The organism is Bacillus cereus (assembly GCF_002567495.1).
GTDB classification, from domain to species: Bacteria; Bacillota; Bacilli; order Bacillales; family Bacillaceae_G; genus Bacillus_A; species Bacillus_A cereus_AQ.
Genome location: NZ_NVAP01000002.1, coordinates 249267 through 273926, shown reverse-complemented (window position 1 = coordinate 273926; position 24660 = coordinate 249267). Strand labels below are relative to the sequence as shown.

The following is a 24660-nucleotide window of genomic DNA, read 5'->3' as shown; positions in this document are numbered from 1 at the left end:
TATTATATCCCCACTTTTTTTAAATAGCAAACTATTTTTTTACTTTGTTACATATTAAGATACTTATTACAATTCCTTTCTAAAACTTACAAATACATGCAAAATAGACTACTAGATTATTTTTAAAATCGTAGTATACTTAGTCATTATTTCGAGTTTTCTAACAAATCAACTGAAGGAGAACGAATGCTCTATATAAAACAACTACTACATTTCACTTACGAACAAGCATTATCTTGCTTATTCCCAATCGTTATTTTCTTGACACTAGCCCTTTCAAAAATCATTTCTATCCCAGGATTATATCGCTATGATTTCATACTCATCGTATGTCTTCTTATGCAGTGGATTATGTACAAAACTGATCTTGAAACAAAAGACGAATTAAAAGTAATTACCGTCTTCCATCTCATCGGTCTTTTACTAGAAATATATAAAGTTCATTTTGGTTCATGGAGTTATCCTGAAGAGGCATATTCGAAGATTTTTGAAGTTCCGCTTTACAGTGGTTTTATGTATGCGAGTGTCGCGAGTTACATATGCCAAGCGTGGAGAAGATTACATTTACAAATGTATCATTGGCCGAAAGCTATTTTTACCATTCCGTTGGGCGCTATGATTTACTTCAATTTTTTCACACACCACTTTACATACGACTTTAGATGGATATTAACTTTACTACTATTCATTGTTTTCTCTCGCACATTTGTAGAATTTTCATTAGAAGGCGTTACATATAAAATGCCACTCGTTCTCTCCTTTTTCCTTATCGGATTCTTTATTTGGATTGCAGAGAACATCGCAACATTTTTCGGAGCATGGCAATATCCAAATCAACGAGAAGTATGGAATCTCGTTCACTTAAGCAAAATTAGCTCATGGTTTTTACTCGTTGTTATTAGCATTATGATTGTTACACAACTCAAATATTTGAAACAGTTGAAAAGATAACGCTGATTATGTAAAAGCAGTTAGCCCATCACTCATTAGAGAGTGATGGGCTTTTTTATTAATATTTTTTAAACCGTTCACTATAGATTCATCATAATTTACAAGAGCATAAGCAGTTGCATATTATGAACTACTACTAGCAGAAGAGGTTGCTGCAGATGAAGCGGCAATCGTTGCTATCATAGCTGCCTGTTGCGCCTGTATGAGGACTTCTATCATTGTTTGTAAACCTGTGTTGGTAGCTTTACTTTCCTCACCTTTCTGACTTACGAACAGTTGAATAGCAATAAGAATATTTGTATCTGTATGCCAACGGAACAATTTATCCCCCTGCAATTTTTCAATGAATGCTCGAATAGAATGAATCTCTTTTTCTCCGTCCTCGAGTAACGCTAGTAGCCCGATAGCTGGGTAATGCATCTGTTTTACTTTTACCTTTTCTTGCTTTAACAAATTCCATATATTTGTGCATTTTGCAACTAATATTTCTTCCCTGACATCCTTCTTTAATGAGAGAATATGACTCAAAAATTGAAGATCATTCCCTTTACGCAAGCCAGATGTCGCTAGTTTCTGATAAAGACGTTCCACTCGGTCCATAAGTGTTTCTACATTCTCTGATTGTCCTGCCAGTAAAACCGCGAGTGGATAATCATTTGTACCTGTAAGAAAGAGATGATCCTTTTTCATGCGTTTATATACTTGTGTCGAACGCTGAATGTGTGTGCCATACTGTTCATTTTCTTCTGTCAAAAGCACAGTTGCTGCAAGATAAGTAAATATACTCCGGCTAAAGCCACCAGTGACCAATTGTTCATATAAATCTAAAAATTCCCGAAAAGCTTTCTTGTAATCTGTAAAGTGAATATCTAATGTTGCAGCCACTACAAAGCGATGATAAGACTTTAAGTATGAAAACATTCCTACCTGATTCTTAATATAACTACTAATTTCTAAAAAACGTCCAAGATCAAACAATTCACTACCTGCATACATAGCAGCAATCATCATTCCTGTTCGAGAATCACTCGTTTTCCATTTTAGTTCTCCCTTTAACTGTACATATGTATGTTTATATTGCTCCAACTTTTGCTCTAATGTAATCATAGTATTCACCCCTATTTCTAGTTCTTCTCTATTATTATACGTATATTCCATATTTAGGAATAGCATATTTAATAGTTACACCATACAAATCAGGATATTTACTTATCCTAATAGACTCGTTTCCAGTCCTTCTTCATCAGTATCACAATGATAAGCGATTATAATCCCTAATCCTTCAAGAAGTTCGACAAAAAGAGTAGATAATAAATTATCTACTCTTTTTGTCTATATATTATTTAGCATTACACCTGTATTGCGAAAAATAAGGTTGTAACTACTTACACCTCAATTTTGATAAAACATCTGTGAGTTCGTTTTTATATGCAATTAAACTTTACCCCAAACTAAAGAACTTTAATAATACGTTCCATCGCCTTCATTTGACCAAGATGATCCGCTTCATGATAAAGCATCATACCGTAAAGCTCCCCTAATGTTTCCAATCCTAGGAATGGCTCTGGAAGCTTGTTTTCAAATACTTCTGCTGGCATTTCGTTAATACGCTTCGCTTGTTCTTTTAATTGAACCGTTAACACTTCTAATGATGGCCCTTCTGTTTCCCATTTAGATGGTCGTGTACCATATCCAAACATACCTGGATATTCAGTCGGTAAGTGTTTAAACTCTCTTCCAAACATGAAAGTCTCTGCTGCACTTAACACGTGACCAATATGCCAGCGAATTGTATTGTTAAAGCCATCCGGCTGCATATCCGCAGTATTATCATCTAACGTTTCCATGAATTTCAGTAATGCTCCACGTGTTATTTCAAATTGCTTTAAACCAACTAGTCTATTCATTTTATTGTGCCCCTTTTTTATCTACAATTTATTATGAACTAAGAATGTTCCACTTATTAAAGTTTCACCTTGTTTAATCTATCAGAAACAAATAAGAAATACACTTAATATGCTTATAAAAAGGTTCACTCCTCGTGACTATAGAATTACTTACTAGCAAATAGTTTAGTAAATAAAAGAGGAGTGTAATTGCATGATAGATGTTTTAAAACAACAATATAATCTTATTAGCTCTACAAGAGAAACTCTATTTTCATTTTTAGAAGAAATCCCACTAGAAAAACTACACCGCACTGTTCCGAATTTCGGAAACGGCAGCATTATAAAAACCCATATTCATGTAGCCGATTGCTATCGATACTGGCTTGGATCATTCGCATTCAAGCAAAAAAGAGCAGATTTTTCATTTGCTAATGACTATGAAATTGGGCATACAGATGTCGAAAAGGTACGTGCTAGGTTTAAGTTAGTAGATGAGGTTGTACTACGTTTTTTAGATGAATACAATGAACGTTGGCTTGAAAACATAGCAAATGAAGTGAAATGGCAAAAAGAACCTTGGAGCACAACACCGCTATGGCTTTTAACTCATACGGAGACTCATGAGTTTCATCATAAAGGACAAATTGTATCAATGGCTCGTCACCTTGGATATGCTCCTCCTGATACAGATCTTAGTTAATTCAATGGGCCATGATTACCGAAAAGATTAGAATGCATACAGATCAAGCATGTTTTGAAAACCAATCAAAACATGCTCTTAAAATATTCTACCTTACAATTTTCATATTCCCATCAATACCAAATAGTCTCCGCGTAATTATAAGCATCACTATTCGGAATAGCATGTTTCCCCTGCGCTTGCGCTTTCCTTGGATCTAAGTCATATACCATTGGCGTATAGCATGATGTTTGCCCTTTATTTACAACACCATTTCCTCCAGCACTTCCACAAGTGTATGCCTTTCCATCTGTTTTTCTAACAATCCTTGCATCAGCTTCGTTATTATAAACCGCTGCACGCGTTACAGTAACTTTTGCCCACGCTGTTTTACACGTCGTGCTAAATTTTAATTCCACATACGAATTTGAATCAATCCACTTCTTTTCTTTCGTTACTGCAGATTGATCACAGCTGTTATAATAAGGACTTTTCCCATCATATGAATGGTCTTCTGCGTATGCTTTATCGCTATTAGTCGTGCTAAACATACTAGTTACAACGAGTAAAGATAGCAATAAACATGCACTCGTCTTTTTTAAAAGTTTCATATCATTTCACTCCTTTATTAATAACGTGCTGTTTTCCCGTAACCGTTATTAAACGTAACTGCTTCAGCATCTGCTGTGTATCCGAAATCAGCAGTTAAATCAAATACCATTCCTGTATAAGTGCTCGTTTGACCTGTTTTTATTGTGCCGTTCCCCTGATTAGAAGTAACTGATTTTTGAAATACACCATTTTTGTATTTATTCACAACAGCGTACGCGTACACTCCTCCCGAAACAGCTGGTGCTGGTTGATCTAAAACAAGCTTAGACCATGCTGCATGACATGTATTACTATAACGTAAATACACTGTCCCTACTTTTTTACTACCTTCATATACAGCTGTAGATTTTGCATTAAATCCATCTGCATCACACGTCGTACTTCCCCCGTATACTTTCGTTGTTGCTGGATTTTTCCCGTCATAATAACTACTTAAATCAGTAGCTGCAAATGTACTTCCTTGAAAACTAAATAATACACCTATACTTGCCGCACTTAACACGCATACTTTCATTAACTTTTTAAACATTTTAAATTCCTCCTCACAATAAGTACGTATACTAAAGACAAGCTATACTGCTATGTAAGTCCTCCTTTCACGCTTCCTAGAGGCATCTTACAGAAACGTATAAACGTTGTAAATTCCCTTATGATTATTGGAATATACGAAAAATTTTACTTATCCTTGTAAGAAAAAAAATTGAGAAATACACATTTTATAGCATTCTATATTTAAAACATAAAAGAACCGATACTTGTTATATTCAAGCATCGGTTCTTTATACAAAATTGCCATTTTTTCTTTTATATAAAATAAATATTTCTCCACTTAATCCGTTACAAAAAACTCCCTCGTTACATCAATAAATTGTCGCAGTGGTGCTGTCATCCATTTATCTTTATGCCAAGCGATTTGCGTATAAATCGGAGAGATTGTATTTTCTAAATGTAACTCTTTTATCGCCCCCTCTCGTATATCTTTTTCTACTACTATTGCTGGTAAAACGGCTATGCCTAAATCTGCAATAACACATTGTTTAATTGCTTCAACACTAACAAATTCAATTTTATTTGCTGGATATACATCTTCCCCGCGAAATAGCTCTTCAAATAAAGTCCGATACGAGCAGCCTAATTCTGTTAGTAAAAGTGTTTCACTCTCTAAATCTTTTATAGAAACTGAAGGTTGTTCAAGTAAACGATGCCCTGGAGCAGCTACTACTTTTAATTCTTCTTTCATAAGTGGTTCCACATGCAAAACATCTTCTGTTTTACATTCGTCCAAAATAAATGCAAGATCTACTTTCCCCTCCATCAATTGTTCCTTCGCATCTTTATTGGAATGTGCTGGTTTAAATATAAGTTTTATTTGAGGAAATTGTGCTTTAAACTTCTTTAATATAGAAGGCAGTCTGTATGTACATTGACTTTCTTGTGCACCAATTATTAACGTACCTGCTATTTCCTCATCATTTTTAACGGCCGTCTTTGCTTCGTTACTAAGTGCAATCATCTTGTCCGCATATAGTTGAAACTTTCTTCCTGCTTCAGTTAAGAAAAGACGTTTCCCTAATCTCTCAAATAGTGGTGTACCGAGCTCAGCCTCTAACGTTTTAATTTGTGCCGTTACGCTCGATTGGGCAAAGCTTAATTTCTTCGCAGTTTGTGTAAAGTTCAAAGTATCTGCTGCTACTTTAAATGTAATTAATTGTTTTATCTCCATTTACTATTCCCTCTTTTCAATCGATATTTCCGATTGATTCCATCGAAATAATCCTCTTTGTCTATCGATATTTGTATTGTATGATAAAAAGCATCCACAAACAATTTAAATGGAGGTATTCCATATGAAAGCACTTTGTTTCGAAACATTCGGCGACGCTAATGTACTACAATATAAAGAAATAGATGATCCAATCATAAATCCAAACGAAATTCTCGTACGCACGAAAGCAATCGGTTTAAACTTTGCTGATATTTATAGACGCCGCGGTGATTATCATCTCGCTGGCAATCCGCCTTATGTATTAGGGTATGAAGGAGCTGGAATTGTTGAAGAAGTAGGAGCTAACGTTACTACTATCAACCCTGGAGACCGCATTGCATTTGCTGACGTTCCATTTGCAAATGCAGAACTAGTTGCCGTTCCATCTGAAAAAGTAATCCCACTACCAGATTCTATTTCTTTTGAAACAGCCGCTTCTGTCTTATTACAAGGATTAACCGCACATTATTTAACGAAAGATAGTTATCAACTCAAGCAGGATGATATAGCTTTGGTACACGCTGCAGCTGGTGGCGTCGGTCAACTTCTCGTTCAAATGATTAAACTATATGGCGGAAAAGTAATTGGCCTAACGTCATCAAAAGAGAAAGCAAAGATAGCTACATTAGCTGGTGCAGATCACGTATTTTTATATACCGAATCATGGCATACGAAGGTACTTGAAATGACTCACGGTATTGGAGTAAATGTTGTATATGAATCAGTAGGTTCTACATTAGAGGAAAGTTTTAACGCTACTAAAATTGGCGGTACTGTCGTATTTTACGGAATGGCTGGTGGTAATCCTGCACCGGTTGATCCACGTATGCTTATGGATACTTCAAAAACTTTAACTGGCGGAGACCTTTGGAACGTTCTTACTACTTATGAAGAACGTAAAAAACGCTCTACTCAATTATTTGATTGGATCGCAACTGAAAAATTATACATCGCGAGTCCTACTACCTTCTCTTTACAAGAAGGTGCTCGTGCTCATGAATTATTAGAGAGCCGTAAAAGCACAGGAAAGATTTTATTAATTCCATAATTCACAAAATGAAAAGGAAGCTAGATTTCTCTATCTTCCTTTTCTTATTACTATTTGAGATAGTATTATATTTCCACACTTTCTTTCCCTTTTGCAACGTAACTCATATCACCAACCGACTCGACCGTATATGTTCCATCTTGATATACAATCTTCGTCACACTAGCATTTTCCACTCCAAGCTTTGTTTTGCTACTGTCTAACATTTCTATTAAGGTAGTAATCAAAAGCCCGTGAACGACAACTAAAACGTTACCGCCACCATTTCCAGCAGACTCTTCACTAATTTTATCAATCTCAGCTTTTATACGAGTAGAAAATAATTCCCAATCTTCCGCCTGTTTTGTAGGATCTGCTGTTCTAATAAGATTAATTACTTCTTGAATAGAAAGCTTCATAAGTTCTTCTGGTGATGCAACGCCCGCAGCTTTTCCAACCACATCCCACATATTCTCAAGTTTTTCACCTTCAAAAATACCGAAATTTAATTCTCGCAAATCTTTTCTTTGCTCAAGTTTCAATTTTGATTGCTCACTATATTTTAATACTAAATTAGCAGTTTCAATCGCGCGGCCGCTATCACTACTATACGCATTCATAAAATGAATATCTTTTAATCCTGTTCCTAAATTTGTAGCAACTTCCACACCTTTTTCTACTAATGGAGAGTCTGCCCAACCTTGCGCGCGATGATTCGTATTTAATATTGTTTTACCGTGCCTTGTAACATATAACGTAACTGCATTCTCATTGCTATCTGTTTCTCGCTTATTCATTTCATTCTCTCCCTTTACGTTTCTATATCAATTTTACCACCTCAATTATTCATTGAGCAAAATATACGTCAGTAGATCCGCTTAATAAAAAAAGCTATCTTTCTGTATATCCATACAAAAAGATAGCATCTTTTATGATTACATTTCTTAACCGGTACTCCTACTCAGCAAAAGCACTCGAATATTGTACAATTCCTTCTACACCTTGAAGAGCGTTCTCTCTTAGCTCCATTACCATAAACACTTCATCTGGCACTTCAAATGGTGCTTTTATATTCCGCTGACTTGCTCGTTCAAAACCGAATTTCGGATAATATTCTGAATGTCCTAATACTACAACTGACCCGTATCCTAGTTCTTTCGCTTTTTCTAACGCAACTATGATTAGTTTGCCGCCAATTCCTTTTTTCTGATGATTTGGTGCTACTGACACTGGCGCAAGCGCTAATGAATCTACAGAAGCCCCATCCTGTTCTATTGTAATTTTCGATAACAGAATGTGACCAACGATTTCCTCATCTACCGCAACAATTGATAAATCTGGAACAAACGCATCACATTCTCTAATACGTTTTACAAGTTCATGTTCTTTTTTATCGCTAAATTCTTCATGTAAAAATGCTTCTTTTACGACTTCTTCTGTTTTTCTATAATCATTTTTTTGTTCTTGTCTAATCATTACCACTCTATATTACCCTCTATTCTTTCTCATTTCTTTTTGAATTTTACGAAGTGCTTTTTTCGATCCACGCTCAATATCGTGTTGCATTTTTCTTTCTTTATAATCAACAAATAGTGTGTTTAAATCGTACCCTTCTGGATATAATTCCTTCGCTGCTACCTCTAAAGTAATACGTTTTACATTCACTTCAACAAATTCACCTTTAAAATATACAACGACGTTATAGAAATTATCTTTTTCCTTATAAATGATACCAAAATCATCATAATCCAATAAATTCACACGGTCGCCGATTTTGTACTCATAATGAGATTCTCTTTTTTCTTGCACAAATTTCGGTTTTCTAATTTTACTTTCATTCACTTTTTCTAGAGTGTACTCTTTATTTCCCATGTACTCTTTCGCTCTCTTCAGTACATGCTCTTTTACGTTCATTTTATTCGCAATCCAAAGTGCATTACTTTCACCCGATTTACCAATTACTAATTTATAAAGCGGTTCTAACGTTTCACTATTAAATTGCATCGCTGCATTCATAAAATCATCGTGCATTTCTGAGAATCGTTTAATTTCACCGTAATGCGTACTCGCAATTGTAATACATCCAGCAAGATACAACTCTTCTAAAATAGATATCGCAAGTGCCGCACCTTCATTCGGTTCTGTGCCGCTTCCTATTTCATCAAATAATAACAACGTATTATTATTTGACATCCTCATAATCTCAGACAGATTTTTCATATGAGATGAAAATGTACTTAGTGCATTTTCAATACTTTGATTATCACCAATATCTACAAACACATTTTCAAAAATAGCAATTTCCGTTTCTTTATCTCCAGCAATATGAAGGCCTGACATTGTCGCTAATGTTAATAGTCCAATTGTTTTTAGCACGATTGTTTTCCCGCCCGCATTCGGTCCTGTAATAATTAAACTACGGTATTCTTGACCGATTTCAAAATGTAACGGTACAACTTGCCCTGTTAAAAGTGGATGTCTGCAACCTACTAAATGAATATAGCCATGATCGTTTAATTTCGGCTCTATTCCATCGATTGATTTACTAAACTTCGCTTTCGCAAATACCATATCATATTGACTAATCAATTCCATGTTAATTTTTATATGATAAATATTTTCTACTACCATTCCTGATAATGTTGCTAAAATTTGATACTCTTCCATCGCTTCTTCTGTTTTCAAACCCGCTAGTTCTACATTTAACTTTGTCACTGTATGCGGTTCTACAAATACAGTAGAACCTTTTGCAGAAGCTTCAACAATACTTCCCGCAACTTGATTTTTATAAGAAGATTTAATTGGGATCGTATATCTATCATCTTTCTTACTAATAAAGAACTCCTGAATATACTTCTTATTTGCACTACTATTTAAAAATTTTGTTAAACGTTCTTTTATTTTTCCGTCTACAGAATCAATGTTATTTCGAATTCGTTTTAACTCTTTACTTGCAGCTGCATCAATACTATTTCCTTTAATTGAAAAGTTAATTTCCTCTTCAATACTTTTATATTCAGTCATTGAATTTGCATAAGAAGCTAATACTGGCGCAAAAAATTCTTTATCTAACATAAACTTTTTAATCTTTCTACATCCACGTAAAAAGTCTGACACACTTACTAATTCTTCTGAATCTAAAATCATCCCTTTTTCTAATTTTTGAATTGTACTAGCGATATTAGAAATCCCGAAGAAAGGAACATGCCCTTCTGCATCTAATATAGCTCGTGCTTCTGTCGTTTCATTTAAGCGATTTCTCACTACTTTTATACTTGTACTCGGCTCTAATTTATTTATTAATTCTTTTCCTAAACCACTTACACAATAAGATTTCACTATTTCCTTTAATTCGTTGTATTGTAACTTTTCAAAAGTCATCGTATTCATTTTGTTTCTCCTCACTATGATTGATTTCTATCATCAATGAAGATACCTACTCATTAGATTCCAATGAGCTCTACATTATTCAATTACCATTTTTATACATTAAAAATATATACAAAAAAGCTGCGGGGATACCGCAGCTTTTACATTTACAAGGCATGTGTAATAACATATGAGGAAATAAGCCATAAAAAAACAGATGGCAATCCCCTTATTACACGCTTTATAAAGTATTGTAGGTATCTTCATAGGTTTTGAAATAAATGCATGACAAAATTAGGGGTATGATGTACATAAAAATCCCCTGGTCTTATCCGATTTATTTCATTAAATTTTTCCTATTTAATACCTACCGCACTCACAAAAAGCACCTCTCATTAATTTATATTATAGTCATTGAAATCTAATTTACTGAAAACATCATACTATATGTTATGTAAGAAGTAAAGGTGTCATACATTTCTAACTATACAGAATGTAAAAAAGAAGAGGAAAACTTATATTTCAGTCTCCCTCTTCTTTTTCATCACTAACCTACTGCTGAACATATATAGAAACTGAGCCTCCACTTACATGGAACTGCCCCCATCCGTCCTTATTAATTGTTACAGTATTTGTTTGATTACCAGTAATATCGTACCATACTTCCCCTGCGTTATTCTTTCCAACATCCATCCACTTTGATCCTCCTGGTCCATCAGAGATTAATGTTGCTAAACCAGAATTAGCATGTACACTATCACCTTCTCTTGTCCAGCCAATCACATCTGGATGATCAAAATAATCACGCTGCATACCATATGCAAAGTTTTTTCGAGCCGTCAAAATCGGATTAATTTTGTCCTTTAACGCTGGAATTTCATAGTTACTATTTCCTTTTGTACCATAGTAATCACCATAGAAAACAGAAGGATAGCCCTCTTCACGCGTTAAAATAAATGCATATGCCAACGGTTTGAACCAAGGGCTCACTACAGATTCTAATGATTGGCCAGGCTGTGAATCATGATTTTCAACGAGAGTAACTGCAAGTGTAGGGTGATTTGCAACTACCGTTCCTTTTAAAATATTTCTCATATCATAATTTCCATTTCCTGTTGATGCATAATGAAAATTGTAATGAAGCGGTGCATCGAACACAGATTGATTATAATTCACTTTAGACAAATAATTATTTAAAGCTTGGATATCATTTTGCCAATATTCAGCTACTGTAAACATTTCTTTCCCCGTTTGCTGTCTGACATGATTTACCCAATCGCGTAGATATTCATGATCAATATGTTTAACAGCATCTAAACGAAAACCATCTAAATTTAATTCATTCGCATACCACGTTCCCCATTTTTTCATTTCATTCGCAACATCTGGATGATCAAAATCAAGATCTGCATACATCAAATAATCATAATTCCCATTCTCGCTAGACACTTCCCAGTCCCACGCTTTACCTATGCCTCTAAATTTATAAATCCGATTTAATTTCCGTCCTTCATCCCAATCCGTTCCATCAAAATGATACCATTTCCATTTAAAATTAGAATAAGAATCCCCACGTCCCGGAAAGTTAAACCCCGTCCACGCACTAATTTGATAATCACCTGATACTTCAATATTTCGGTTACTCGGGTCTACCTCAACTGCCGTTACAGTCTCTGTATAATCAGCCCCACCTTTATGGTTCATAACTACATCACCGTATACACCGATGTTTTGCTTATGTAAAGCTTCAATTGCAGATTTCAACTGTGTTTTTGTCCCATATTTCGTCCGCACCGTTCCCTTTTGATTGAATTCCCCCAAATCATATAAATCATAGGCCCCATACCCCACATCATTTTGTGAGGTCCCTTTATATGCAGGTGGTATCCATACAGATGTAATTCCTTTATGAGCTAAATTTTCAGCATCAGTACGCAAACGATTCCAATGATTCCCATCGTTCGGAGCGTACCACTCAAAATACTGCATTAATGTTCCATTGTTTATCGTTGCTGCTTCCGCCTTATCCCCTTCGTATATATTAGGAAGAAGCAAAATAAACAATAAACAGACTACCATAATTTTTTTCAACATATTTACCCCCAAAGAAAACGTTTGCATAATCTGTTAAAATTATTATAATATTCGGCCTACCTTTAGTAAAGTATCAATCTCTCACTCTCCCACATTATTTTTGTTCTAACTTCAAATATTCCACAAATACTTCAATGTAGTTTTAATTTCACATCTTATTCAAAATTGTTTACAATTTACCTATAAAGGATAACAGGGGGATTTCTATGACCGATTTTCAGAAACAATTTTTCACGCGATTACATATAGAAGAAAAAGAAACAGTTTCATTTGAAGATTTATGTAATCTTATGTACGCAATGGCACAAACTGTTCCATTTGAAAACTTAAATATTATCGAAAAGAATTTCAAAGAAATATCAAAAGAAAATCTGAAAGAGAAAATTTTAGTAAACAACCGTGGCGGCCTTTGTTATGAACTCAATCCTACTATGTATTACTTCCTGAAAGATTCTGGATTCGATGTTCATCTCGTTTCAGGAACAGTGTATAACGCTGCAAATTCTATATGGGCTGTTGATTCTGGACATATCGCAACCGTATTAACACATCATAATGAACTTTATTTAATTGAAGTTGGGTTCGGATCTTACTTACCTCTTGCCCCTGTTCCTTTCTCAGGTGAAATCGTACACTCCGTAACAGGAGATTATCGTATTCGTAAAGAAACGACTGAAAAAGGTAACTATATTTTAGAAATGCGTAAAAATAATGAGTTTTTAAATCTATCTTCTACTGATGATTGGACGTTAGGTTATGCATTTTACTTGGAAGAGGTAAATGAAGAAAAAGCAAATACAGCACAAGAAATTATCGTTAAACATGAAGGATCACCTTTTAATAAAGTACCTCTTATTGTAAAACTAACTGAAGATGGGCATGCCTCTTTAACAAAAGATAGCCTTACAATAGTGCAAAATGGCAAAAAAACAAAAGAAACAATTACAAGCGAGCAATATACAAATCTTTTACATTCGAAGTTCGGAATTTCATTATAACCTTTTGGCAATGCTTTTCAATTTCCAGCAGGGATTTTTTGCAATTTGTTGTATTTCATAGTTATATAGGAATATAACTACATGTTTAGAAAGGAAATGATTATGACAGAACTTAAAGATCGATTACAAGTACTCGATAATGAAAAATGGAATTTAACGGATATTTACGATACGATTGAAGATTGGGAAAGTGACTATAAAAAGATTGAAGTATTAACGAATGAACTAAAAGAGTTTAACGGAAATATTCACGACGGCAATAGTTTACTAGCTTATTTAGCGAAGAGTGAAGAAATTTCTAGCATAATATCTTTAATGTTCGCTTATGCACGATTACAATCTGACCTTGATACACGCGATACTGACGCCCAATCCCTTGTCGATAAAGTATCACAATTACATGTGAAAGTAAGTGCAGCTAAATCTTTCTTTTCCCCATTCTTACTTAGTGTAGATGAAAACACATTACATTCTTACATAGAAGAAACAGAAGGCTTACAATATTATAAAGAAGACTTATTTGAATTATACCGCTATAAAAAACACGTATTAAATAAGGACCAAGAAGAAATTTTATCACAAATGGGTGAGGCTCTTTCCTCTCCACAGCACACATTTGGTATGTTAAATAATGCAGATATACTATTTGGTGAAGTAACAACTGATGATGGAAAAAAAGTGAACTTAACACGCGGAATGTATGCAAAGTTAATAGAAGATGAGAACCGCGAGAAACGTAAAGAAGCTTATAAAGCATATTACAAACCATATGTTCAGTTAAAGAATTCCATCGCGTCTACTTTATCCGCTGCTATTAAAAATAACGTTACTGTTTCGAAGCTAAGAAAATATCCATCGGCGTTAGAGAAATCATTATTTGGCGATATGGTTCCGAAAGAAGTATATGAAAACCTAATTGATACAACGAAAAAAAACATTCAAACATTACATACATACAATGAAATTCGAAAAGAAAAATTAAACGTAGATGAACTAAGACAATATGACTTAGGCGTTGATTTAGTAGAAGGTGCAAAACAAGACATTCCATATAGTGAAGCATTTGACATTATGATTGCATCACTAGCTCCTTTAGGAGAAGAGTATATTGAAACATTAAAAAGTTTTAAAGATAAACGATATATAGACGTAAGAGAAACACCAGGAAAACGTTCTGGTGCTTATAACTTTGGCGTATACGGTGTTCATCCTTTCATTCTTTTAAATCATCACGATGATTTAAACAGCCTGTTCACTCTTACTCATGAATGCGGTCACGGTATGCATACGCACTATTCACATGGATACCAACCAAGAATTTCTGCGCATTATTCCATCTTTGTCGCAGAAGTCGCTTCTACAGTAAATGAAGTGTTATTAATTCACTATTTATTAAAAGAAGCAAAAGAAACGAACGTGCGTAACCATTTAATTAACCATTTTATTGAGAAATTTAAAGGTACTTTCTTTACACAAATCATGTTTGCAGAATTTGAAAAAATCACACATGAAATGGCTGAACAAGGTAAACCATTAAATGCACAAGTCTTCAGTGAAATTTATGAAAAGCTATTTAGAGAATATAACGGTGATTCACTTGTATTTGATGAAGAAGTAAAATACGGATGGGCTAGAATTCCTCATTTCTACCGTCCATTTTACGTATACAAATACGCAACTGGTTTCGCCTCTGCCATTCAAATCGCTGATAAACTATTAAGCGGTGATTCGAATGTTCAGAAAAATTATATCGAATTCCTGAAAGGTGGAAGTTCTGATTATCCACTAAACCTACTGAAAAAAGCTGGTGTCGATTTAACAACGCCAGAACCAATTGAAAGTGCATTGAAACAATTCACTCAACTTGTTGAGGAGTTTTCAGCATTATAAAAAGCATGCAGAGTATTATATACTCTGCATGCTTTTTCCTTTGAATTACTCTATTCTATATGCTGCTGCGTCACACAGTGAATCATACCACCATATGCATACAATTCATTAACATATATACCGACAATTCTTCTCCCTGGAAATTGCCCTTCAATGATTTGAAGCCCTAACTTATCATGTTCATCACCGTATATAGGTACCAATACGACTTCATTGCCAATGTAAAAATTCAAGTAAGACCCTTTACAATTTGCTTCTTTTACCACTTTTCTTGTTACTGGTACTGGAATGAGCTGAAATGGCTTGCCATCTATATTTCTTGCTTGTCGCAATTCTTGATAATGCTTTTCGTACGCCTCCAAAAGATATGACTCTCCTTCACCGAAAGGATCATATTCATACAATATCGTATTTTCATTTACAAACCGCGCCGCGCCATCAATATGATAATCTGTATCTTCATCATAATTATCCTCTCCGCGTATACCAGTTATCCATATAAAATTCGTTACTCCTAAATATTTCGTTAACTCCATTTCAATTTCTTTCTGACTTAGTGTAGGATTTCGATTTTCATTTATAATAGACGTTTTCGCCGCCATTAAGGTCCCGTTTCCGTTTATCTCAATTCCCCCGCTCTCTAGACAGACCCTAGATTCAACTTTTGGAATGCGATACATTTCACTTATTTTATTCGGAATATTAGCGTCGTTTTCGTACGGATATTTATCTCCCCAACCATTAAATATCCAGTGCGTTAGATAGCGGTTCCCTTCTTTATCTTTTACAAAGATTGGTCCGTTATCTCTTATCCAAATATCATCAGTTTCTTGCATTAAGAAATCAATTTTATTCATATTCACGTTAGCTTCCATTAACTTCGATTGGACATGTATTTTTTCTTCTTCATCACATACAACAATATGGACATTTTCTCCATAGTGAAGCTCCTTTGCCATCGATATCCAAATATCATCTAACTTAGCTCTGTAACCTTCACCCCTATGTGTTTTATCATGTGGCCATTGGAGCCATGTACCTTCATGTTTCTCCCATTCCGCAGGCATATAATACAAACTATTTTCTATATTTCTCATACGTGTTCACCCCTTATATGAATGTATGTCCAGTCTATACTTTGACATCGTGTTAAGGTCAACAGGAATATATTCATTTACTTGTAGCAACTTTATAAGGTGATTCTTTATTTCTCCTTTTTATTATGATAAATTACTTTCGTACATAGAATAAGGATTGACATAATGTTAATGTCAATCCTTATTCTCATTCTATTTTCTTAACTAAAAAACAAATTTGTGTCACATACTCTTCTGCTAAACAATCACATTCAGGTCCCTTTATATAAACCTCATATGGCGAATTAACTATTGCATACCCATTTCTTTCAATCCATTCTTCTAACGCTATATAGGCGTAACCTATATAGTCGTAACTTCCATAATGCATAGTGGTAACGATTTGATGTGGGTTTAGTTTTTTCATTTCATAATCTTGTGCTACATCTTCATCATTCCCCTGCATAACTGGAATTCTTAATTCAATATCACTGTTACTTGGAATATATTCTTCATCATAAAAGACTGCAGATGGCGAACCGACTATTTGAAAGGTATTTTTTTGTACCTCTTCATATAAGTCATAAAAATAATCATCCATATCATCTATATCTATTTTTAATCTTTGGGTAATTATCGTTACTTCATTCCTCATTCCCATTAATATATCGTAACTTCTATGACTAGCAATATTCAGACTACTATTCACCTTTACCATTTCATTCATTTCTGAAATAACCTGTAAATTTTGCTTCACTTCATGAGACAACTCGATAATTTGTGATTGTATATGTTGAACAAACGAATCTTGATCCGATGACTGCAAAACGATTTTAATTTTTGGAAGAGGAAATTTATACTCCCTTAGCTTTTTTATTTTCAACGCTACCTCCAGCTGCCCTTGTTCATAATACCTATACCCATTAACCGGATTCACATATGCCGGTTTTAATATCTCCTCTTTGTCATAATGCCTTAACATCCGCGTACTCATTTTACAAATCCGAGAAAACTCAGCGATGGTATACATATCAATACTCCTTGAATACATTTTCTTTTCATTACTTATTTATTAAAACCAATCAAAAATCTTCCTCATTGAAAAATCTTCATTCTGATTTTTCAATCCCCTCATTTTTGAAGGTAACAAATGACTTGGACAATACCACGTTAAACAATTCATCGCGCCTCCCATTGTTGCTATTTCTCCTACATGAATTTGAATAACTTGTTTCTCCGTATACTGTTGAATATATCGTAAAACTTCCTCATCTTTAGCTAATCCAAACTTAGGGACGTAAAGAGCATCACATGATTCTAACATATTTATATACAACCCTTTTGCCGATGCTATCTCTTGATCATATTGTCCTTTCTCTGTATATGATGAAGGAACAACTATAAATTCAGCTTCTGGCATTTGTTCTTGAATAATCTCTTGAACATTATATCTAAATTCATGATCTCCTAAAAAATCACTAATAAACATTGTATGTTCATCAATAAATTTAACCATTCCGTCTGCGTGTGCTAGTACATCCCCTTCTTCAGCAGGAATAATAATAACTCGACTCACATCTAAATCCCATTCTAACTGCTCAATAATTTCCTCTTCTGTCCAATCATCGTTATCATCAAATATGCGTTCTGTTAATATTACGGTATCTTTTTTATTCCAAATAAGATTACCACCATCTAATATTAATGGGGATTTCACATATTCAAAATCGTTCTTTTTTAACCATTTATTAAACTGTTGATCTAAATATCGCCCCTGATCATCCGGCAAATAATTTGGTCTATATTTAAATTTAACTAGATGATTTGTGACAACCGGTGCAACATCTCTTAGCCAAATATCATCATACTCAAAACAGCTCGTATGAAAGTCTTGTTCTTCAACAGATAAAGATATAAGTTGATCCGCAAATGATTTCTTTTCATTTAAACATTCATTAAAGTAAATCAAGTCTTCATAAAATGGTTGATAATATTCATTCGATTCGTCTGGTATTGCAGTAAAAATAATGCCATTATGTTTTTGTTCCATATTATTTACCTCGCTTTTTAAAAATTGTTATATAACTGCTTTCACAAAGTCAACTATTCCTCAATTCATTTCTCTTTTCATTACAACTCATGAACCGCGTACATTTCATGAATGGATTATAGCATGGAGAAATATTGTATATTTATATAAAAAATATAAAGCTGACGTTAAGCCTTAAATTGACTCTTGACAAGGTTTTTAAATACCATATTTTAAAACAACAATAAATGATTAAATGATTTTTTTATCACGATTCAAACCCATTACTTCTAATAGATCGTTTTGATTATATAAACTTACTAAATGTGCTTCTATTCCTATACAAATTCCTTCTAGCGGAAGATCATTTGGATCCTGACCAAAGGGATCTTCAATTTCAACCCCTATCGCTTCAATACCTATGAATGCAAAACTTATAAACGTAGTCGCAAGTACTGTAAACCAACCGAGACTATCAACAAGACCAATCGGTAAAGTCGCACAAAATATAATCAATAAAATTTTTATATGCGCAAAATACGCAAAAGGAATAGGTGTTGTTTTGATACGATCACATCCACCCACAGATGTAAGTAACATATTCAAATCCGTTTCCATACTAATTATCGCATTTGGATGAATTTGCCCCGTTTTCAAACCTTTTGATAGTATAGTTTTTAACATAAAAACTATACTAACCGGTAAATGATTGGACTCAACCAAAAAAGCTTTTTCCTTCTCAGAACAGACAGCAAGCAATGATTTCACTTCAGATAAATTTTTTTCCTCTCTTAAGTGTCCTTTCGCTAACTTCGGAAATACAATTAACAAATGTAAAAATTTTATTTTTTCCTGCTCTATACTCTTCCCTTTAGAATCCCAATGACACAAAAAACTAATTGCTAAATTTCTAGTACAAGCACCAATTGTGCCAAATAGCTTTCTGCCTTCCCAGTACCGATCATAGGCAGTATTTGTACGAAACACTAATAGTAATCCTAGAGCTCCCCCGACGATCACCCAAGGAGTCTGATTTATATTTATTTCTGCATAGTAATAATTAATCACAGCTATTATCGTTGAAATACACGTATATAAGACGATTTGTGGAAAAATATCTCTTATAATTGTCCCTTTTAATGTAAATATTTGATGTAAACTATTTTGATTATTGTAATGAACCATATTTACAAAAACCTCTTTTCCTATTAACCTTTTATTCTTTTAAATTACGAGACTATACAATTAAATAGCAGAATCATAAACCCTATCATTATAAGGCTGATTAAGATTATTTCTTTCAATACTGTTACTCCTCTTTTGAAAAAGATAAAATACCTTATTTAATTCAACAACAAATGTCCACTATTCTAAATCACGACGCATTACTTTAGAATTTGCAATGAATAAAGCACTAATTAATACAAGAATCGCGCAAGCATATAACAATGAATCTATCGGACTATCGTGATCTATAATAATAAGACGAACGATAGCTGTTATACCTATATATATAAAATATCGTAATGGGAAATGAAAATTCATTTGAAAATACTTTATAATCATTACGATGAATTCAAAGTACAAAAAGAACACGACGATACTATCAATTAAATGATAACTAGATTCGTTACCACCCAATTTCAGTTCTTGTATAAACTGAACGACTTCTTTCATAAGAAATACACTTAAAACAACCCCTAAGCAAATCAAAGCTACATTTAAAATGTACTGTAAAACGATAGGGAAATACGAAAATACTATTTTAAAATTCTTTAACACAAATATTTTTCTCCTTTACCATATAAAACGAAAAGCGAACACACACTATAATTCATTTATCATTATATTTAAATTTTATTTTTACAAATAATAAGAAATGACAAAATAGGCAAAGATAATATTTCACCTATTTTGTCTATATAGCAGCACAACGAAATTCCAATCAATTACTTCAATGCAATTGGTTGTTGTTGTGTCACACAATGAATCATACCACCATTTTTATAAAGCTCTCTCACATCAATACCGACTACTTTACGATCTGGGTATAACTTCTGAATCGTATCGTTTGCGATTTTATCATTCGGATCATTATAATTAGGCACCAATATCACTTTATTCCCAATATAATAATTGATATACGATCCCTTATAATCGAGAGTTTTTCCATTTTCTAAAGCAACCTTTTCTTTACTAAGCGGCAAGTATTCATACTTATATTTCTGTCCTGAAGCATTTTTTGCATCTAACAATGTATCCATATCTTTATTAGACAAACCCCATTCTGCTAGGTCATCTTCTTTCATCGTTACAATGGTAGATTTATTATGGAATTTAGCAAATCCATCAATATGGAAGTCCGTAATATCTAAATTAGGCACTCCGTCTAACCAAATAAAGTTTGACACCCCAAGGTCACTTATATATTTTTCAATTTCCTTTTCTGATAAATCAGGATTTCTATTTTTATTCGTTACTGCACTTCTAGTTAATAACGCAGTCCCATTGCTATCTAATTCAATTGCGCCACCTTCAAGTACAAATTTCCCCCAATCAATTCTTTCAATTCCTGATTGTTTACTAACATTCTCTCGTATTCGAGCATCATTTTTGTAAGGCGTTTTCTTTCCCCATCCATTAAATGCTGGGTCTAATATTTTTAAATTTTTATTATTGTCATAAACAAAAATCGGTCCACTATCTCTTGCCCATACATCATCAGTAGGAGCGATAAAGAAATCAATTTTATCCATATTTAGTCCTTTATCTATTAAAAGCTTATTGATTCGCTCTTTCTCCTCTTCATCGTATGCAACAATGTGGACTTTCTCACCTTCAGTTAAAGCACTTGCCATCTTAACCCAAATAGGTTCAACTTCCTGCTTATACTCTTCGCCATATGTGTATTCATGAGGCCATTGCAGCCATGTACCTTCATGTTTATCTTTTTCATCTGGCATCGTATACTTCCCAACTTTTTTCTGTACCTCTACTTTTTCACTTTCTTTCCCTTTTGCATTTTCATTACCATTATCACCTTCAAAAGAACACCCACTAATAATCGTCGTAGATAATGTAGCTATTAAACAAAACTTTACTGCTTTTTTCATTTTTTCAACCTCCTGTTCTTGTCTCCAATAATGTAAAGCTTCACATAGTGTGAAGCTCAAGCTTTTTTATCAATGTAAAAATTACCATCTATTCTTTGCATTACTATCATTTAACTGCCTATATAGATTTATTCAAATGTTAATCACCTTTCTTACCTATTTCTCCCGCTATTTGTGGGCAGCAAGTAAAACTTTATAAAATAAAAAAATCGGTATTGATAATTACATATCAATACCGATTTTTTATAATTATTTTCCTTCTATTAAATCATTCGCCATTTTTCTAAACTCTTGATTAAATGCATCATTCATACCATTTTGGACGTTAGAAAATAATATGACAAACGTTCTTTTATCCCAGTTAAAATTATTAAAAGTGTTCCAACCAGCTAATACACCGTGGTTATGATAATAATCTGGATAAATATAGAAACTAAATCCATATTTTCTTGCAGGTGATGCAGTAAACATATCTAACACACTTTGTTTAGAAAGTAGTTTACCATCCATAATGGCTTCATCTAACTTTTTCATATCTCCAACGGTCGTATACATTTCACCACACCCATACAGCCAATTCATTTTTAAGCGAGGCGTGGCTATTAACTCATTATCTTTTTTCGTATACCCTTCTGCTAAGAAAATATCTTCTGGGAGAGTTGCGCCCATTCCAGATTCATGCATTTCAACAGGAGTCAAAATATTTTCTTTCACATATTCAGCAAGTGGTTTATTCGATATCTTTTCTACAATATATGCAAGCACCATATAATTATAATCTGTATATTTCCATCCTGTCCCTGCTGGAAATTGTAACGTTTGTGCCCCAATCCACGTTACTAATTTTAAACGTGATGCTGCGTCAACACTACCTTGTCCCTGTTCTGGTAATCCAGACGTATGTGTTAACAAATTTCGTAACGTAATATTTTTATCTGCCGGAAACGATGGGATATATTTATTTACATTGTCTTCAATATTTAATTTCCCTTTTTCTCTTAGTTGCATAATAGATATTGCAACTACTGTTTTCGTAATAGACCCAATGCGATATTTCGTTCTTGGCGTTGTGAATACTTGATCTTTCACATTCGCATAACCGTAGCCTTTTCGTAAAATGACATGATCTTTACTTGCTACAAGAACACTCCCATTAAATCCTTTATCTTTTAAGTACTGATCTAGTTTTTCAGCTGCAATTTCATAACGCTTTTTCTCATTCGCATCAACTTCCTGCTTAACATCTTTTTGCTTACTATCTACATTAGAAAATGCCTTTATATCATATTTCTTACCTTTATTTGCATGTATTAGTGTAACAACACTTCCACAAAAAACAGCAAAAATAAAGAAAACGATTAACCATTTCTTTAACATACTAGGAACCCTCTTTTATCTAGTTTCACTTAACGTACATCCATTCTATTTTATATCTTTTAATTATCGAATATTTCATAATATTATTCAATATTCATTCTGTTAAAACTAGATTCCTTTTTCTCATTTTCAATTTTTGACTACTCTCTATTGTATTTCTTTCTTACAAAATTTCCACCATACAATCGGATGCATCACACTATAATTTCAAATTCTTTTGTAACATTTGTTACATACTAAAAAGAATAGAGCTGTAATATGAAAAATACTGATAAACGCAATCGTTTAGATGATAAGATGTTTCATTATCGGATAACAAAAACAACATGCAATTAATTTAATATTAAGAAAAACAAATTATGATATTAAAAGGAAATGAACAGAATTGAAAACTAATCTCATTTATGTTTTGATTATACAACAAATAAAAAAAGAAATGTCGCTCATTCAACATTTCTTTAGACTTTCTTCATAAAAAATTTACATTGCTAACATTCCTTTATTTTCTATGCTTCCTATATAAGCTAACCGCTGAAATAGTTAGTAGAACAACTATGCACAACCACGCATACGTATATCCCTTCTCATCTACAATATAACCGAATAAAGCAGGCGCAACAATAATAGCGATTTGATTTAATGTAAGTGCAAAACTCACTGTCATCCCTACCGATTCTTCACTTGCTGATTCTGCAACTTCGGCTATAAAAAGACTAAACCACCCAATTGAAAAGAACCCTAACAATGCACTTACACCATACAATACATTCGTTATTGTATATATACTCATTACTAACATTAGAATGAAGAAAATAGAAATACAAACAGTTATAAATAAAGGGGTTCGCCGATTTCCCTTATAAAACAAATCACTCGCAGCTGCTAATACAACCCTACCAACCATTCCACAAAAGAACATAACGGAAAATACTTTTCCGGCTAAAATTGGTGAAATTGATTGTTCTGTTACTAAAAATTTTATAAAATGTCCAACTAACACCATTTGCAATGAAATCATACAAATACCAGTTATATATATTGCATACAACTCTTTTTTACACATTATTTCTTTTAACTGCATCCAAAAAGAAAGTTTAATACGTTCTTGTTTAACTTTCTCCTGAATATATGGTTCCTTATAAAATATAAAAAATAAAAACCCTCCAATTATACAAATGCATGCAATACTATTTACCGCATAAGCCATATTATATTTCATTGTAAAAAACGGGATCAATACTCCGGCTAACGCGCCACCAATCGGTATACCAGCTTGCCTTATCCCCATTGCTAATCCACGACTTTCTTTTGGGAACCATTTCAAAACCACTTTGCTCCCGCCTGGCTGAGAAACACTATAAAACGTTCCTACTAGTAAAAGTACAAATAGTAATCCATCAAACCTACTTACTATATTAGTCAGTAAAAACGAACTCCCTAGCAAAAATGAACCTAAAGAAACTAACAATTTTTCATTATATTGATCAAGTAGCCGTCCGACAAAAAGCATACAAAATAGCGGCCCAATATTTACAACACTGACTAACAATCCACTCTCCATATCTGTAAGTGCATATTCTTTTTTCCAAAATAAAGCGAAAGCCCCGATACCATACGTTATAAGTGTCGCTGTTGTTTGAGCAGCCGTTGCAAAAATTAACATAACCCACTTATAAGTACTATTCACCCTTTCTTCCATTAACACTATAATCCCTCCATCCCCTTCCATTGTATGAAAGTTCTGATATCATATAAAATAAAGATTCATCATATAATCCATCAAAAAAATTG

At 33.6% G+C, this 24660-nt stretch carries 22 protein-coding genes; 5 read left to right on the top strand and 17 right to left on the bottom strand.

Features of this window, described 5'->3' with window-relative positions:
* Positions 1 to 186 precede the first annotated feature (186 nt).
* Positions 187 to 951 (top strand): DUF817 domain-containing protein, encoded by a 765-nt coding sequence (locus COK05_RS01475; RefSeq protein ID WP_098611184.1) that lies wholly within the window; start codon positions 187 to 189, stop codon positions 949 to 951.
* Positions 952 to 1074: 123 nt separating this feature from the next.
* On the opposite strand, the gene COK05_RS01470 is transcribed toward COK05_RS01475, so the two are convergent.
* Together COK05_RS01470 and COK05_RS01465 are read right to left on the bottom strand one after the other, a co-directional pair.
* Positions 1075 to 2109: a DUF4003 domain-containing protein gene (locus tag COK05_RS01470; RefSeq protein WP_141538851.1), complete on the bottom strand. Its 1035-nt coding sequence runs from the start codon at positions 2107 to 2109 to the stop codon at positions 1075 to 1077.
* Between the two features lie 293 nt (positions 2110 to 2402).
* Entirely contained in the window at positions 2403 to 2858 is a 456-nt protein-coding gene (locus COK05_RS01465; protein ID WP_098611182.1) for a DinB family protein, read from the bottom strand.
* 193 nt (positions 2859 to 3051) lie between these two features.
* On the opposite strand from COK05_RS01465, the gene COK05_RS01460 reads away from it, so the two are divergent.
* A complete protein-coding gene (locus COK05_RS01460) occupies positions 3052 to 3540 on the top strand; it encodes a DinB family protein (protein ID WP_098611181.1) in 489 nt (162 codons plus the stop codon).
* Between the two features lie 113 nt (positions 3541 to 3653).
* Here COK05_RS01460 and COK05_RS01455 read toward each other — a convergent pair whose 3' ends face one another.
* The 3 genes from COK05_RS01455 to COK05_RS01445 form a co-directional block, all read right to left on the bottom strand.
* Entirely contained in the window at positions 3654 to 4130 is a 477-nt protein-coding gene (locus COK05_RS01455; protein ID WP_029442908.1) for a DUF2690 domain-containing protein, read from the bottom strand.
* Between the two features lie 17 nt (positions 4131 to 4147).
* On the bottom strand, positions 4148 to 4660 hold the full coding sequence (locus COK05_RS01450; protein WP_098611180.1) for a DUF2690 domain-containing protein: 513 nt from the start codon (positions 4658 to 4660) through the stop codon (positions 4148 to 4150).
* A 300-nt stretch (positions 4661 to 4960) separates the two neighbouring features.
* Positions 4961 to 5854: a LysR family transcriptional regulator gene (locus tag COK05_RS01445; protein ID WP_098611179.1), complete on the bottom strand. Its 894-nt coding sequence runs from the start codon at positions 5852 to 5854 to the stop codon at positions 4961 to 4963.
* Positions 5855 to 5978: 124 nt separating this feature from the next.
* Between COK05_RS01445 and COK05_RS01440 the strand changes: the two genes are divergently transcribed.
* On the top strand, positions 5979 to 6944 hold the full coding sequence (locus COK05_RS01440) for a quinone oxidoreductase family protein (protein WP_098611178.1): 966 nt from the start codon (positions 5979 to 5981) through the stop codon (positions 6942 to 6944).
* Between the two features lie 65 nt (positions 6945 to 7009).
* On the opposite strand, the gene COK05_RS01435 is transcribed toward COK05_RS01440, so the two are convergent.
* From COK05_RS01435 to amyS, 4 genes are all read right to left on the bottom strand, one after another.
* The gene (locus tag COK05_RS01435; RefSeq protein ID WP_098611177.1) at positions 7010 to 7720 is read right to left on the bottom strand and encodes a histidine phosphatase family protein; all 711 of its coding nucleotides are present in this window, start codon (positions 7718 to 7720) and stop codon (positions 7010 to 7012) included.
* Between the two features lie 160 nt (positions 7721 to 7880).
* Entirely contained in the window at positions 7881 to 8405 is a 525-nt protein-coding gene (locus tag COK05_RS01430; protein WP_098611176.1) for a GNAT family N-acetyltransferase, read from the bottom strand.
* A 6-nt stretch (positions 8406 to 8411) separates the two neighbouring features.
* Positions 8412 to 10313, bottom strand: coding sequence for an endonuclease MutS2 (locus COK05_RS01425; RefSeq protein WP_098611175.1), 1902 nt, complete (start codon positions 10311 to 10313; stop codon positions 8412 to 8414).
* A 531-nt stretch (positions 10314 to 10844) separates the two neighbouring features.
* Positions 10845 to 12386 carry an alpha-amylase gene (gene amyS / locus COK05_RS01420; protein ID WP_098611174.1) on the bottom strand — a complete coding sequence of 514 codons (1542 nt, stop codon included), beginning with the start codon at positions 12384 to 12386 and terminating at the stop codon, positions 10845 to 10847.
* Positions 12387 to 12592: 206 nt separating this feature from the next.
* On the opposite strand from amyS, the gene COK05_RS01415 reads away from it, so the two are divergent.
* Together COK05_RS01415 and pepF are read left to right on the top strand one after the other, a co-directional pair.
* A complete protein-coding gene (locus COK05_RS01415) occupies positions 12593 to 13384 on the top strand; it encodes an arylamine N-acetyltransferase family protein (RefSeq protein ID WP_098611173.1) in 792 nt (263 codons plus the stop codon).
* A 102-nt stretch (positions 13385 to 13486) separates the two neighbouring features.
* Positions 13487 to 15274, top strand: a complete 1788-nt coding sequence (gene pepF / locus COK05_RS01410; protein WP_098611198.1) for an oligoendopeptidase F — start codon at positions 13487 to 13489, stop codon at positions 15272 to 15274.
* 50 nt (positions 15275 to 15324) lie between these two features.
* On the opposite strand, the gene COK05_RS01405 is transcribed toward pepF, so the two are convergent.
* The 8 genes from COK05_RS01405 to COK05_RS01355 all read right to left on the bottom strand — a co-directional run bounded on the left by COK05_RS01405 (position 15325) and on the right by COK05_RS01355 (position 24598).
* Positions 15325 to 16371, bottom strand: a complete 1047-nt coding sequence (locus COK05_RS01405; protein ID WP_098611172.1) for an agmatine deiminase family protein — start codon at positions 16369 to 16371, stop codon at positions 15325 to 15327.
* A gap of 187 nt (positions 16372 to 16558) precedes the next feature.
* Entirely contained in the window at positions 16559 to 17380 is an 822-nt protein-coding gene (locus COK05_RS01400) for a MerR family transcriptional regulator (protein ID WP_098611171.1), read from the bottom strand.
* A 42-nt stretch (positions 17381 to 17422) separates the two neighbouring features.
* Positions 17423 to 18400, bottom strand: coding sequence for an agmatine deiminase family protein (locus COK05_RS01395; protein ID WP_060631732.1), 978 nt, complete (start codon positions 18398 to 18400; stop codon positions 17423 to 17425).
* A gap of 231 nt (positions 18401 to 18631) precedes the next feature.
* Positions 18632 to 19564: a bestrophin family protein gene (locus COK05_RS01385; protein ID WP_098611169.1), complete on the bottom strand. Its 933-nt coding sequence runs from the start codon at positions 19562 to 19564 to the stop codon at positions 18632 to 18634.
* Between the two features lie 180 nt (positions 19565 to 19744).
* Positions 19745 to 20161, bottom strand: a complete 417-nt coding sequence (gene psiE, locus COK05_RS01380) for a phosphate-starvation-inducible protein PsiE (protein ID WP_141538850.1) — start codon at positions 20159 to 20161, stop codon at positions 19745 to 19747.
* A 167-nt stretch (positions 20162 to 20328) separates the two neighbouring features.
* Positions 20329 to 21492: an agmatine deiminase family protein gene (locus COK05_RS01375; protein WP_141538849.1), complete on the bottom strand. Its 1164-nt coding sequence runs from the start codon at positions 21490 to 21492 to the stop codon at positions 20329 to 20331.
* A gap of 249 nt (positions 21493 to 21741) precedes the next feature.
* Complete coding sequence (locus COK05_RS01370; RefSeq protein WP_098611167.1) at positions 21742 to 22869, bottom strand: serine hydrolase domain-containing protein; 1128 nt, start codon at positions 22867 to 22869, stop codon at positions 21742 to 21744.
* A gap of 499 nt (positions 22870 to 23368) precedes the next feature.
* Positions 23369 to 24598 (bottom strand): MFS transporter, encoded by a 1230-nt coding sequence (locus COK05_RS01355; RefSeq protein ID WP_141538848.1) that lies wholly within the window; start codon positions 24596 to 24598, stop codon positions 23369 to 23371.
* Positions 24599 to 24660 lie beyond the last annotated feature (62 nt).